The sequence below is a fragment of the Cupriavidus sp. P-10 genome, from assembly GCF_003402535.2.
Taxonomy (GTDB): domain Bacteria; phylum Pseudomonadota; class Gammaproteobacteria; order Burkholderiales; family Burkholderiaceae; genus Cupriavidus.
In genome coordinates this window covers 2532324-2546208 of the sequence record NZ_AP025170.1, presented here as the reverse complement: position 1 = coordinate 2546208, position 13885 = coordinate 2532324, and the positions used below count along the sequence as shown (strand labels likewise).

Below are 13885 nucleotides of genomic sequence, written 5' to 3'. Positions count from 1 at the left end.
GGCGGGGCTCAGGTGTCCAGCTCGGGATTGACCAGCGTTTTGTCCGAGCCGTAGGGATCGGCGGCGCGGATCACCACCACCGAGATGTTGTCGCGCCCGCCGGCATCGAGCGCCATCTTCAGCAGCGTCTGCGCGGCTTGCGGCGGGTCCTGTTGCGCCAGCACCGCGGCGATGTCGGGGTCGTCGACCTCATTGCTCAATCCGTCGCTGCACAGCAGGAAGATGTCGCCATCGGCAACGTCGGTCAGCAGCTGTTCCGGCATCAGCGTCGCCGCGGCGCCGACCGCGCGCGTGATGGTGTTCTGCGCCGGATGATGGCGTGCCTGGTCGGGCGTGATCAGCCCGCGCGCCAGCAGGCGTTCGACCTGGTTGTGGTCGCGCGTCAGCCGCACCAGCTCGCCGCCGCGCAGCCGGTACAGCCGGCTGTCGCCGGCCCACAGGCAGCCGCAGCGGCGGTCGCCGGCCAGCATCACCACCACCGTGCTGCCGATGCAGCGCACGCCCAGCCGCGCGGCTTCATCGACCAGCGCGAGGTTGACGCCCTGCATCGCCGCACGCGTGGCCTCCATCCGGTCTTCCAGCAACGGCTGCGGCGGCAGCGCGGCCAGCGCCTGGACCACGGCCTGGCTGGCAAAGTCGCCGACGGCGTGTCCTCCCATGCCGTCGGCGACCGCCCACAACTGCTGCGCAGGCAGGTCCAGGCACGCATCCTCGTTGCGTTCGCGTACGCGGCCCACATCGGTGCAGGCCGCCGAGGTCCACTGAAAGTGCGAATCGAAACCCAAATCTAGCCTCCGCTCCGCATCGCGCCCCTTTATTGCCCCTTTGGTGCCTTTGGTGCCTCCTCGCGCCGGGGCGTGCCACGACGCTCGCTCAGACCAAGCGGCCGTCGTTCCTCGCGCCCTGGTCACCCTGGACACTGATATTGGAGTTGGGCGCGTTATTGCGGATATCGATGTTCTGGAACTGGTTGTTCATCTGATCAGCATAGAAGCTGTAGTTGATCTCGTAAAAGTTGATCACTGCGCCAGCCGGCACCGGCGACGACGGCACGAACGGGCGGATCCACCCGAACACCCACTGCCCGCCGGCACCGCGCACGCGGGCCATGGCGTCGGATGCAAGTTCGCGGCAGCTGGCAAGGTCGTGGATAGCTAGGGTGGCCATGTTTCTGTCTCCGGTAGTAGCGGCGTGGCGCCGGGGGCGGTACCGGATTAGAGCAAGGCGCGTGCCATGGACAGCGGCGGCTGGCCGGGTCGGCGCCAGCATGCCATCCGGCGCGGCTAGCCGGGCAGCGGCACGGCGTCGCGCCATCAGCGCACCGGCAGCTTGCGTTGGCCTGGTGCCGACACCCGCGCGAACACGTGTCGGCATTTCCCCATCACTGGGGCGCTGGCGGACCAACCCGGCTTCAACCGCAATATTCTTCTGTTATGTGACGCAGACCACCGATGCGGCACGTGCCCGCGGCGACACTGAGCCCTCACGCAACCTTGCGAGGGCGTCATGCTGATCCTGCTGACCATCGTCGAACCCCTGAACCGCCTTGGACTAAGCGTCGTGAGGACACCTTTCTGGGGGCATCGGGATATATGCGTGACAGACGACTTCGGCAACCTTACCGAATGCGAGTCGCTTGGACAGGCACTGGCATTCGCGGCGGACCTCCAGTCGCACTGAGGCACGGCCGCTGCAAATCCTCGATGGTGGGGTGGGGGCTGTGTCGGGTGGCTTCCGGCAAGAGGATTTTGATATACTCCCCTCCTGCTTCAGGGTCCCCTCGCCGTAGTTCAATGGATAGAACGAGCGCCTCCTAAGCGCTAGATACAGGTTCGATTCCTGTCGGCGGGACCATTCCTTCAGTAAATTCTTCCCCTCCCAGTCCGATCGCCTCCGGGGCCAATTGCGCCTTTCGTTGCCTATACTTTCGCAAAGGCAAAAGGTTGCGTTCCGGGCACCTGCCCGCGGCGGCCTTGCCAGACAGGGAGATTGCCATGGCACGTGTCGGACTGCTCGTACGTTCACTGGCGTTGTTGCCGCTTCTTGGGCTCGCCAGCTGCATCTCGGTGCAACGAACGGTTTCCGATCCACCGCCGAGCGGTCGTACGGTCATCGTGCCGCCGGGGTCCACCGTGACCTGCACGCCTGGGCCGTGCGAGGTGCGGTAAGCGGTTCGGCTGCCACCAGTCAAGCCGCGTTGCGCTCCGCCATCCGAGCATAGCGTTGCTCAGTGCGCGCTCGTCTTCGAGAAAAGCTGAATTACCGCGACGCCGGCAATAATCAGACCAATGCCCAGGCAAGCCGCCAGGTCTGGAATCTGCCGGTACAGCACCACCGCAATCAGCGACACCAGCACAATCCCGGCACCGCTCCAGATCGCGTACGCAATCCCCACCGGCACGGTCCGCATCACCAGCATCAGCAGCCAGAACGCCGCCACGTAGCCGCCGACCACCAGCACGCTGGGCACCAGCCGGGTAAAGCCTTGCGAGGCCTTCAGGCTGCTGGTGGCGATGACTTCGGCGACGATGGCGAGGGCGAGGAGCAGGTATCCGTTCATGGCTGGGGCGGGAAAGGGGGGCGGTAAGTGCCAGACCGGCATCTTAGCGCCGCCGCCATGTTGCGCCAAAGCCTCCTCCCTCCCTTGCGGTGGTTGTGCGAAGCGGCAAAGCGGTTTTGAATGGCACAAAAACCAAGAACAATGGCAGGTCCCGCGCGGGCCTGCGGCACAAGGCAGTCGCGGTATTGCGGCCTGACCAAGCCGGCACGAACTTCACGATGCCGGCGGCTGGCTTTGGGGTAAGGGGAGCGGTATGAGTCACACCGGTATCGACGGAACCACCGTCTGGCCGAAAACGCAGTTCGGGGAGCCGGCGCCCGCGCCAGACGCGACGCCGTGGCAGGACACCATCGCCGCCGCGGACCATGCGTTGGAGGAAGCCACGCGTATCCAGCGCGGCGTGGAGCACAACCTCAAGCTGATGCAGGAAGTCCGGTCGCTGCGCGAAGAGCTGCGCAAGGCCCATGCGGAGATCGACCGCTACCGGGGCATGCATGCGCGGGTGGTGGTCGGCATGCGGCAGCTGGAGGACGACCACACCGGGGCCATGAGCCGGCTCAAGGCGGAAAACGAGATGCTGCTGGTGCGCCACCGGGTCTACAAGCTGATGGCCGAGCACTACGCCCGCATGGCGCTGCGGCTGGACCCGCAGACCTTTGCCGCGCACCGCGACCGCGTGCTGCAGCACATCCTGTTCCAGCGCCGCAAGGGCGTGCCGCCGGACGAGATCCGCGCCGCCGACGTTGGCTTCCTGATGCTGTAGCCGCGCCCGGGGAGCGCTCAGGCCGCGCGCGGTCGCAGCACGTAGAACGCCAGCATGCCGCCGACCACGCCCCAGAACGCCGAGCCGATGCCTGCCAGGGTCATGCCCGAGGCGGTGATCATGAAGGTCAGCAGCGCGGCTTCGCGCTCCGCCGGGGTCTGCATGGCGACGGTCAGGCCGTTGGCGATCGAGCCCAGCAGCGCGAACGCGGTCACGCCGACCACCAGCGCCTTGGGGAAGGCGGCGAACAGCGCGGCGATGCTGGCGGCCAGCGTGCCCGCCACCAGGTAGCCGATGCCGCAGACCACGGCCGCGGTATAGCGGCGGTTGCGGTCCGGGTCGGCCTGCGGGCCGGTGCAGATGGCGGCGGTAATCGCCGCCAGGTTGATGCCGTGCGAGCCGAACGGAGCCACCACGGCCGACGCCAGCCCGGTGACCGTGATCAGGCGCGAGGCCGGGACGTGGTAGCCGTCGGCGCGCAGCACCGCCAGCCCCGGGATGTTCTGCGACGCCAGCGCGACGATAAAGAGCGGAATCGCCATGCTGATGAAGGCCGACAGCGAGAACGCCGGCGTGGTCCATACCGGAACCGCCAGCTCCAGCCGCAGGCCGGAAAAATCAAGCTGGCCGAGTACGCCGGCTATGGCCACCCCGGTCGCCAGCACGCCCGGCACCGCGTAGGCCGGCCACAGCTTCTTGCCCAGCAGATAGGCGGCGAACATCGCCAGCAGCAGCACGGTCTGGTGTTGCGCCTGCACGAACACATCCACGCTGATCCGGAACAGGATGCCGGCCAGCAGCGCCGAGGCGATGCTGGCCGGCAACGCCCGCATCAGCTTGTCGAACCAGCCGGTCATGCCGGCGGCGACCATCAGCAGCGCGGACATCAGGAAGGCGCCGATCGCCTCGGGATAGGGCACGCCGGGCAGGCTGGCGATCAGCAGCGCGGCGCCGGGCGTTGACCAGGCCACCACGATCGGCATGCGCGATGCCAGCGACAGGCCGAGGGTGGTCACGCCCATGCCGATCGACAGCGCCCAGATCCACGACGAGACCTGCGCGTCGGTCAGGTGCGCGGCCTGGCCGGCCTGGATCATCAGCACCAGCGAGCTGGCATAGCCGGTGAGCGTGGCGACCAGCCCGGCAACGAGCGCGGAGACGGACAGGTCGGAAAATTTCAGTGAAGCGGTGGTCATCGGGGAGGCGCGGAAAATGAGCGCGCACATTGGCACGGCCGCCATGTTCGCACGAGTGCCTTGGCCGTACCAATCCGCCGCGCCGGTCTTCCGGGTGCGGACAACTGCCGTCGGGGCAACCGTACTGCGCAACCAACGGCGCCACATGGCCGGGTTGACGGGACTTTCCCTTACGGAGTTCTCCGACTGGAGCGGGACTGGCAGCATTGATATTCTGCAGTCGTGCCTTGCGAGCAGGGCACCGAGGAGAGACTCTTGGGCCCGCAATGCGCGGGCCTTTCTTTTTTGGGCCGCCTTCCGGCCAGCGGGGTCGCCGAGGGGGCAACTCAGCGTCGCCCCGGGGTCGTCTACAATGCGGGCTGCCGTGCCATAGCCGGCAACCATCCCGTCTGTCTTTCCTTACGCCGTTTTCCGTCGTCCTCTTCCCATGGCCCTGTTTTCCATCACCGACGCCCAGCTCGCCTTCGGGCACGTGGCTTTGCTCGACCACGCCGATTTCTCGCTGGAGGCCGGCGAACGCGTGGGCCTGATCGGGCGCAATGGCTCGGGCAAGTCCTCGCTGCTGAAAATCGTGGCCGGACTCTCGGCGCCAGATGACGGCCTGATCGCCCGCCAGAGCGGCGTGACCAGCGCCTACGTGCCGCAGGAGCCTCAGTTCGAGCCGGGTATCACCGTGTTCGATGCCGTTTCGCAGGGCATGGGCGACGCGCACGACCTGCTGGTGCGCTACGAGGCCGCCGCCGAGCGCGTCGCCGAGCACCATGACGACGAAGCCGCGCTGGCCGAGCTGCACCGGCTGCAGTCCGAGCTGGACGCCGCCAACGCCTGGCAACTGCGCACCCGCGTGGAAACCACGCTGGCCCGGCTGGGGCTGGATTCGCACACGCGCGTCGATGCGCTGTCCGGCGGCCTGCAGAAGCGCGTGGCGCTGGCGCAGGCGCTGGTGGCCGAACCCGACATCCTGCTGCTGGACGAGCCGACCAACCACCTCGACGTGGAAGCGATCCGCTGGCTGGAAGACCTGCTGCTGACGTTCCGCGGCAGCGTGCTGCTGATCACCCACGACCGCGCCTTCCTGGACCGCGTCGCCACCCGCATCATCGAGCTGGACCGCGGCCGGCTGGTGTCCTTCCCCGGCAACTTCGCCGCCTACCAGGCGCGCAAGGAAGAGCTGCTCGCCGCCGAGCAGGTCGAGCAGGCCAAGTTCGACAAGCTGCTGGCGCAGGAAGAAGTGTGGATCCGCAAGGGCGTGGAGGCGCGCCGCACGCGCAGCGTGTCGCGCATCCAGCGGCTGGTGGCAATGCGCACCGAGCGCGCCGCGCGCCGCGAGGTGCAGGGCAACGTCAAGCTGGAGGTGTCGCAGGCCGACCGCTCCGGCAAGATCGTGTCCGAGCTGATCGATGTGAACAAGGCCTATGGCGACAAGGCGGTGGTGGGCGAGTTCACCGCCACCATCATGCGCGGCGACAAGGTCGGCCTGATCGGTCCCAACGGCGCCGGCAAGACCACGCTGCTGCGGCTGATCCTGGGCGAGCTGGCGCCGGACAGCGGCACGGTGCGCAACGGCAGCAACCTGCAGGTGGCGTACTTCGACCAGATGCGCACCGCGCTCGACCTGGAGAAATCGCTGGCCGACACCATCAGTCCGGGCAGCGACTGGGTCGAGGTCAACGGCCAGCGCAAGCACGTGATGAGCTATCTGGGCGACTTCCTGTTCGCGCCGGAGCGCGCGCGTTCGCCGGTCAAGTCGCTGTCGGGCGGGGAACGCAACCGCCTGCTGCTGGCACGGCTGTTCGCGCGCCCGGCCAACGTGCTGGTGCTGGACGAGCCGACCAATGACCTCGATATCGACACGCTGGAACTGCTGGAAGAACTGCTGCAGGACTACAGCGGCACCGTGTTCCTGGTCTCGCACGACCGCGCGTTCCTGGACAACGTGGTGACGTCCACCATTGCCGCCGAGGGCGAAGGCGTGTGGCGCGAGTCGGTGGGCGGGTATTCCGACTGGGTCGAGCAATCGGCCCGCGCCGCGTCGATCCAGGCCGCTCGCAAGCCGGAGCAGAAGGCGGCCGAGCCGGCCAAGGGCAAGGATTCGCGCGAGGCGCGCGGCGCCAACCGGACCGTCAAGCTGTCATACAAGGAGCAGCGCGAACTGGACGGCCTGCCGGAACGCATCGCCGCGCTGGAGACCGAGCAGAAGACGATCTCGGGGCAGCTGGAGGATGGCTCGCTTTATGTAAGCGACGCGGCCAAGGCAGCGCAGCTCGCCACGCGGCATGATGAGATCGAGATGGAATTGCTGGAGGCGCTGGAGCGGTGGGAGGTGTTGGAGGGGAAGGGGAAGGGGGAGGGTGAATAAGGAGCGACAGGCTCTCGGCTTGTTCAAGCGCCGGTGTCGCTGTTGGTGACATGCTGTCGGCTGTTTTAGCGTCTTGCTATCGCTGTTGATGACATGCTGTCGGCCGTTGAACCGCCTGGTTCCGTCCTCCTGGGCGGGTCACTTTTTGGCCGAGGGCCAAAAAGTAACCAAAAAGCGCGTCGCCTGCGGCTGGCTGAGCCAATTTGGCGATTTTGGTGATATTGGCGATTTTGGTCTCAGTGAGGCGTGGTCGCGATTCCAGCCTGCTACGCCAGGTGAGTGAGTGTGGGTGCCTGACGATTCCCGACTTTTGAACAATCCCCAGGACGGGCGTAGGCCGCCTGCTGCCTGCGGTATCGCATCATCGCCTACGGCTGCGCTGCGCGCGGCTCAGTCTCGCCGGTGAAATGCTCGGGCACGGACCTGCATCGCTGCGCTCGCAGGGCGCTTGGTGACCGAATCGAAATCGGCCGCTCTGCCACCTTGGGCCCGCGCGTAGCGCAGCCGAAGGCGTCCCACCGATGAGGCTCCTTCTATGAACAGTGGTTTGTCAAATCCTTTTGCAGAACTGGCTAAGTCGACCGGGCGATCGAACATTCCTACTTTGGTAGGTGCATAGGTCTGAAGTCCGTTTGTGTGCGCGCGTCAGACGTGACGTCCGACCACCTTCTATCCGCCGGCGCTTGGCCGGCCTCATCCTGCATGCGCATTACGCCGGAATCATCAACCAGGAACAAATGCCCCATCTAGATAAATCGGTTGCTTCAGCAACCCAGGAGCCTAACGGGCATGTTCACCTCAGACCGTTTGTGCTTGCGTAGTTGCCCTGACCGAGCGTTACCTCTTTCCTGCAAGCTTTTAGGAGGCCTATGCCGACTTCAGCCGTGCGCCTTCGGGAATCTCACCGTCTTTCAGATAGCGCCACAGCGCAATGGCCAGTCGCCGTGCGACTGCAACGATCGCGATACGCCGGGCGCGCCGGTTTGGTCCCGTGCTCTGGGTGCGCTCGTTGAACCAGCGCGTGAGTGCGCTGTCGGGCTGGTAGCGGAGCCAGCACCATGCCATCTCGATCAGTAACGCGCGCACTCGTCGGTTCCCCTGTTTGCTAATGCCCTGGTCGACCTGGCTCTCGCCGCTGTCGTAAGGCTGGGGCACCAGCCCCGTACAGGCACCCACTTGGCGCCGGTTGCCGAACTCCCTCCAGAACAGTTCGAGCGCGAGGCGTGACGCGCCCACTTCGCCAATTCCTTTCAGGCGCGCCAGGTTATCGCGTCGCTGGCACGCGGGTGCGGGCAGGCTTGCCTGCCGCGTCTTCTCCAGCGCCGCGAGTTGCTGCTGCGCTAGCGCCAGCCGATCGCACTCGCGCAGCAGCCGCTCGCGCATTTCGGGCGGCAACGGCGCGCCGTCGTGACACTTCACCTCGTCACGGGCGAGCCGGCCGGCGAAGTGCCTGTGATGCACCTCATCCCAGCAGCCGAAGGTGGCCAACAGTTTGCGCATGCGGTCGCAGTGCTGCAGCACTTCCTTCTGCAGTTGCCCGCGATCGCGCATCAGGTGCCGCGACGCTTCGTCCTGCGGGGATGGCACGTGAACGACGTGCATGCGGTCGCGCTCGCCGCGTAGCCAGGCGCGCAGGCTGATCACCAGCTTGATGACATCGAGCCGGTCGGTCTTCGCGCGCCGCTTGTGGCGTTCGACCGGAATGCTGGCCGGATCGATGACGTAGCACTCGATGCCGCGTGCCTGAAGCGCGCGACAGATCCAGAACCCGTCCTGGCCTGCCTCGTAGCTTATGACGACGCGCACACCTGCTGGCAGCGACCACTTGTCTTTGTGTTGTTCGATTAGCTCCATGACGGCCTGCAGACGCGCTGAGGCTTGCGGCTGCGCGACGGTATGCACCGCAGGCTTCTCGCGGTGCCCGTCGTGTAACGCCACTTTCCACTTCGCGGCCGCCAGTTCGAGCGACACCGCCAACACCCGCTCCTCGGTACCCGTGGTCTGATCTGTACGCATGATGCTCTCCTGTGAGCCAAGCACGACACGCTGATTTTAGGTATGGGCGCTTGTCGATGGCTCCCTCTATCTCATAGGATCTAGCAGGCGGCCTACGCCCGGCATGGGGATCGTTCAAGAGCCGGTTAACGCCAGGCACCCACACTCACTCACCTGGCGTTAGCAGGTTCGAACGGCCACCCAAGCCCAAACGGAAATCACCACCGCCCGAACTACCCACACCGCCAAATTGATAGCCAGCCGCTCAGGCGACGCGTTTTTTGGTTACTTTTTGTCGCTCGGACAAAAAGTGACCCGCCCAGCAGGGCGGAACCAGGCGGTTCAACGGCCGACAGCATGTCACCAACAGCGAAAGCGGCGGTTCCACGGGCGGCCTGCCCAACCTCACCCACACCAAGCCAACACCATATTGGTCAGATCGACCATAAACGAAGGCCGCAAATACCCCACGAACCCAACCGCCAGCACCCCGGCCAGCACCGCCAGCCCGGCTGCCTTCGCGATGCGCGCGCGGGCCGCCACCATCACGCCGCCGCCGGCTGGGTGCGCACCAGCGCCTGCTCGCGGATCGGCAGGTTGACCAGCGCCGCCATCACGCCCAGCCCGATCGAGATCAGCCACACCGTGTTGTAGCCGCCGGTGCGGTCATAGAGATAGCCGCCCAGCCACGCGCCCAGGAAGCTGCCGATCTGGTGCGAGAAAAACACCACCCCCGACAGCATCGACAGGTACTTCACGCCGAACACCTGCGCGATGATGCCGTTGGTCAGCGGCACCGTCGACAGCCACAGGAAGCCCATCAGCGCCGCGAACACCCAGGTGCTGGCCACCGTCAGCGGCAACAGCAGGTAGCCGGCGATCACGACAGAGCGCGCCAGGTAGATAAACGCCAGCAGGTAGCGCTTGGGCAGGCGCTGGCCGATCGCGCCGGCGGTGTAGGTGCCGAACACGTTGAACAGCCCGATCAGCGCCAGCGCCACGACGGCGACTTTCGGGTCGGTCAGGCCCTTGTCCTTCAGGTACGGAGTCAGGTGGACACCGATGAACACCACCTGGAAGCCGCACACAAAGTAGCCCAGCGTCAGCAGCTGGAAGTTGCGGTTGCTGAAGGCTTCATGGACCGCCTGGCCGATGGTCTGGTGCTGGCCCGCCGTGTGCGCCGCCTCGCGCGGTTCGCGCAGGGTCAGCGCCAGCGGCAGCATCACGCAGGCCATCAGCGCCATTACGTACAGCGCGTTCTGCCAGCCCAGGCCCGAGATCAGCCCCTGTTCGATAGGGATCATCAGGAACTGCCCGAACGAGCCCGCCGCGGCGGCGATGCCCATTGCCCACACGCGCTTCTCGGGGCTGGCCACGCGGCCGATCACGCCATAGACGATGCTGTAGGTGGTGCCCGACTGGGCGATGCCGATCAGCACCCCGGCACCGGTGGCAAAGGCGGTGCCGCTGGTCGCCAGCGCCATCACCACCAGGCCCGCCACATACAGCGCCACCCCGACCAGCATGATGCGCAGCGCGCCGAACTTGTCGGCCAGTGCGCCGGCGAAGGGCTGGCTGGCGCCCCACATCAGGTTCTGCAGCGCCAGCGCGAAGGCGAAGGTCTCGCGGTTCCAGCCGTGTGCCTGCGTGATCGGCAGGTTGAACAGGCCGAAGCCGTGGCGGATGCCCATCGAGAGCGTCACGAGCAGGCCCCCGCACACCAGTACGGTGGTCAGGGAAAGTTGTCGGTTTTGCATGTCTTGGCTCGGTGTGCGGCTGACCGCGCGGTGGCGCGGCGCCGGCATGGATTGTCTGTGCTTGTTGTGTACCGTGCCGGGACGGCAATCAGGCTTGCCGTGGGCCGGGTGGAGGCGAGTTTACCCCGGACGCGGAAAACGCGTACGCCGCCGCCTGAAGCCGGTGGCGCGGCAAAAAGTGGCGGCGCCGCGGCAAATGCGGCGCGAGTCCCCGGCGGCAGCGGCAAGCGCTTTCCGGCGGGAATACCGCCGCCGGCATCCATTACAATGCAGTGCCCGGTGCCCCGGCGCGTGCACAGTTGTACGCCCGCGGCAGGCGGGACATCCACTTTCGTAGCGACTCCATGGCGAGCAAAACCAGTCAGTACAGCGAATCTTCCATCCGGGTCCTGAAGGGCCTGGAGCCGGTCAAGCAGCGCCCCGGCATGTACACCCGGACCGACAACCCCCTGCATATCGTGCAGGAGGTGATCGACAACGCCTCGGACGAGGCCCTGGGCGGCCACGGCTCCGAGATCCTGGTGACCCTGCACCGCGACGGCAGCGTCAGCGTGGAGGACGACGGCCGCGGCATCCCGGTGGGCATCCACCCGGAAGAAGGCGTGCCGGTGGTCGAGATCGTCTTTACCCGGCTGCACGCCGGGGGCAAGTTCGACAAGGGCAAGGGCGGCGCCTATGCCTTCTCGGGCGGCCTGCACGGCGTGGGCGTGTCGGTGACCAACGCACTGTCGACGCAGCTGGACGTGACCGTCTGGCGCGACGGCATGTGCTCGACGCTGACCTTCTCCGGGGGCGACGTGACCGTGCCTTTGGCCTCGCGCAAGTTCGAGCGCGGCGAGAAGAAGAACGGCACGCGCGTGCAGGTGTGGCCCGACGCCAAGTATTTCGATTCGGCCGCGATCCCGCAGGCAGAGTTGCAGCGGCTGCTGCGTAGCAAGGCCGTGCTGCTGCCGGGCGTCAAGGTGACGCTGGTGATCGAGAAGAGCGGCGAAACCCAGACCTGGCAGTATGACCAGGGCCTGAAGGGCTACCTGGTCGAAGCGCTGGCGCAAGGAAGCGGCTCGGAGCTGGTGATCCCGATGTTCGAGGGCGAGCATTTCGCCGACCCCGACGCCAACCCGGGCGAGGAAGGCTTTGCCGACGGCGAGGGCGCGTCGTGGGTGGTGGCCTGGACCGAGGACGGCGCACCGGTGCGCGAGTCCTACGTCAACCTGATCCCCACTCCCGCCGGCGGCACGCATGAGTCCGGCCTGCGCGAAGGCCTGTTCCAGGCGGTCAAGAGCTTTATCGAGATGCACGCGCTGCAGCCCAAGGGCGTCAAGCTGATGAGCGAAGACGTGTTTGCGCGCGCTTCGTTCGTGCTGTCGGCCAAGGTGCTCGACCCGCAGTTCCAGGGCCAGATCAAGGAACGCCTGAACAGCCGCGACGCGGTGCGGCTGGTCTCCACCTTCAGCCGTCCGGCGCTGGAGCTGTGGCTGAACCACCATGTCGAGTACGGCAAGAAGCTGGCCGAGCTGGTGATCCGCCAGGCGCAGGCGCGCACGCGCGCGGCGCAGAAGGTCGAGAAGAAGAAGGGTTCCGGCGTGGCCGTGCTGCCCGGCAAGCTGACCGACTGCGAATCCACCGACGTGACCCGCAACGAGCTGTTCCTGGTCGAGGGCGATTCCGCAGGCGGCTCGGCCAAGATGGGCCGCGACAAGGAATTCCAGGCCATCCTGCCGCTGCGCGGCAAGGTGCTCAACACGTGGGAAACCGAGCGCGACCGCCTCTTTGCCAACAACGAGGTGCACGACATCGCGGTGGCGATCGGCGTGGATCCGCACGGCACCAACGACGAGCCCGACCTGTCCAACCTGCGCTACGGCAAGATCAGCATCTTGTCGGACGCGGACGTGGACGGCGCGCATATCCAGGTGTTGCTGCTGACGCTGTTCTTCCGTCACTTCCCCAAGCTGATCGACGCCGGCAACGTCTATGTGGCGCGTCCGCCGCTGTTCCGCGTCGATGCTCCGGCGCGCGGCAAGAAGCCGGCGCAGAAGCTGTATGCGCTGGATGAAGGCGAACTCGTGGCCATCCAGGACAAGCTGGTCAAGGACGGCGTCAAGGATGGCAGCTGGCAGATATCTCGCTTCAAGGGCCTGGGCGAGATGAGCGCCGAGCAGCTGTGGGAAACCACCATGAACCCTGACACGCGCCGCTTGCTGCCCGTGACGCTGGGCGAATACGACCTGCCGCAGACCGTCGAGATGATGAACATGCTCATGGGCAAGGGCGAGGCCGCGCAGCGCCGCAGCTGGCTCGAAGAGAAGGGCAACGAGGTCGAGGCCGATATCTGATCGCAGGAGCGGCGGCCCGCGATTGGGGGATAATCCCCGAGTCCGCATGACCAGCTGGAACGCACGATGACGACGAGACCCCCCGGCAACCCATGGCGCAAGGCGGCAGCCGCAGTGCTGGCGCTGGCCGGGCTCGCCTGCGCGCCGGCGGCCCATGCCGAGCTGTGGGGCTATATCGATACCGACGGCGTCGCGCACTTCGCCGACGAGAAGCTCGACGCGCGCTACAAGCTGTTCATGAAGGACGGCGGCAAGCTCGACAGCGCGCGTCTGGCGGCGATCCAGCGGGGCAAGGCGCCGGCCGGCGCGGACGGCGCGGACAATGTCGACCTCGAGCGGCACAAGCTCTACCGCTACGTCGTCAACCATCCCAACATCAAGACCGTCGAGCCGCTGATCCACCAGATCGCCAGCAAGCAGGATGTCGATCCCGCGCTGGTCAAGGCGGTGATGGCGGTGGAGTCGGGCTTCAACCCGGGCGCGGTTTCGCCCAAGGGCGCGATCGGGCTGATGCAGGTGATTCCCGACACCGGCGCGCGCTTTGGCGTCAGCGCCGACCAGCGCCGCACGGTCGAGCAGAAACTGGCTGACCCGCGCACCAACATCACCGCCGGCGTGCGCTACCTGCGCTGGCTGATGCAACTGTTTCCGAACAACCTGGAACTGGTGCTGGCGGCATATAACGCGGGCGAGGGCGCGGTGCAGCGCTACAACAACCGCATTCCGCCGTACCCCGAGACGCAGCAGTATGTCAGCACGGTGCTGCAGTTCTATCGCTTCTACCAACCCGCGCAAGGCGCGGGTCCCATGCGTGCCAGTGCCGACGGCCCGCGCGTGAAGATGGTGATCGGCGCGCGGCGCAATATGCCCTGACCGGCATGACCGAACCACAAGCAACCCGGCGCGCTGCTTCAACATG

Annotated in this window: 11 protein-coding genes and 1 tRNA gene; 6 read left to right on the top strand and 6 right to left on the bottom strand. The window is 66.4% G+C overall.

Translation table 11 applies throughout. The annotated features are described in order from the left end of the window. Positions 1–8: 8 nt before the first annotated feature. Positions 9–785, bottom strand: coding sequence for a PP2C family protein-serine/threonine phosphatase (locus CTP10_RS11750; RefSeq protein WP_116320910.1), 777 nt, complete (start codon positions 783–785; stop codon positions 9–11). Between the two features lie 88 nt (positions 786–873). After that, positions 874–1167 (bottom strand): hypothetical protein, encoded by a 294-nt coding sequence (locus CTP10_RS11745; protein WP_116320911.1) that lies wholly within the window; start codon positions 1165–1167, stop codon positions 874–876. 339 nt (positions 1168–1506) lie between these two features. Here CTP10_RS11745 and CTP10_RS11740 point away from each other — a divergent pair, with 339 nt between their 5' ends. Continuing rightward, positions 1507–1680 (top strand): hypothetical protein, encoded by a 174-nt coding sequence (locus tag CTP10_RS11740; RefSeq protein ID WP_158577676.1) that lies wholly within the window; start codon positions 1507–1509, stop codon positions 1678–1680. Between the two features lie 99 nt (positions 1681–1779). Next, positions 1780–1854: transfer RNA gene (locus CTP10_RS11735), tRNA-Arg, on the top strand. A gap of 373 nt (positions 1855–2227) precedes the next feature. Here the strand turns inward: CTP10_RS11735 and CTP10_RS11730 are convergent. Continuing rightward, the gene (locus CTP10_RS11730) at positions 2228–2560 is read right to left on the bottom strand and encodes a DMT family transporter (protein WP_116320912.1); all 333 of its coding nucleotides are present in this window, start codon (positions 2558–2560) and stop codon (positions 2228–2230) included. A gap of 253 nt (positions 2561–2813) precedes the next feature. On the opposite strand from CTP10_RS11730, the gene CTP10_RS11725 reads away from it, so the two are divergent. After that, complete coding sequence (locus CTP10_RS11725; RefSeq protein ID WP_116320913.1) at positions 2814–3323, top strand: hypothetical protein; 510 nt, start codon at positions 2814–2816, stop codon at positions 3321–3323. A gap of 17 nt (positions 3324–3340) precedes the next feature. On the opposite strand, the gene CTP10_RS11720 is transcribed toward CTP10_RS11725, so the two are convergent. Continuing rightward, positions 3341–4519, bottom strand: a complete 1179-nt coding sequence (locus CTP10_RS11720) for a benzoate/H(+) symporter BenE family transporter (RefSeq protein ID WP_116320926.1) — start codon at positions 4517–4519, stop codon at positions 3341–3343. Between the two features lie 427 nt (positions 4520–4946). On the opposite strand from CTP10_RS11720, the gene CTP10_RS11715 reads away from it, so the two are divergent. Continuing rightward, the gene (locus tag CTP10_RS11715; protein ID WP_116320914.1) at positions 4947–6878 is read left to right on the top strand and encodes an ATP-binding cassette domain-containing protein; all 1932 of its coding nucleotides are present in this window, start codon (positions 4947–4949) and stop codon (positions 6876–6878) included. Between the two features lie 867 nt (positions 6879–7745). Here the strand turns inward: CTP10_RS11715 and CTP10_RS11710 are convergent. Both CTP10_RS11710 and CTP10_RS11705 read right to left on the bottom strand, forming a co-directional pair. After that, the gene (locus tag CTP10_RS11710; protein ID WP_116324088.1) at positions 7746–8894 is read right to left on the bottom strand and encodes an IS110 family transposase; all 1149 of its coding nucleotides are present in this window, start codon (positions 8892–8894) and stop codon (positions 7746–7748) included. A gap of 524 nt (positions 8895–9418) precedes the next feature. Further along, on the bottom strand, positions 9419–10630 hold the full coding sequence (locus tag CTP10_RS11705; protein ID WP_116323732.1) for an MFS transporter: 1212 nt from the start codon (positions 10628–10630) through the stop codon (positions 9419–9421). A gap of 344 nt (positions 10631–10974) precedes the next feature. Here CTP10_RS11705 and CTP10_RS11700 point away from each other — a divergent pair, with 344 nt between their 5' ends. Beyond that, the gene (locus CTP10_RS11700; protein WP_116323703.1) at positions 10975–12966 is read left to right on the top strand and encodes a DNA topoisomerase IV subunit B; all 1992 of its coding nucleotides are present in this window, start codon (positions 10975–10977) and stop codon (positions 12964–12966) included. A 66-nt stretch (positions 12967–13032) separates the two neighbouring features. Next, positions 13033–13839, top strand: coding sequence for a lytic transglycosylase domain-containing protein (locus CTP10_RS11695; RefSeq protein WP_116323704.1), 807 nt, complete (start codon positions 13033–13035; stop codon positions 13837–13839). Positions 13840–13885: the final 46 nt, after the last annotated feature.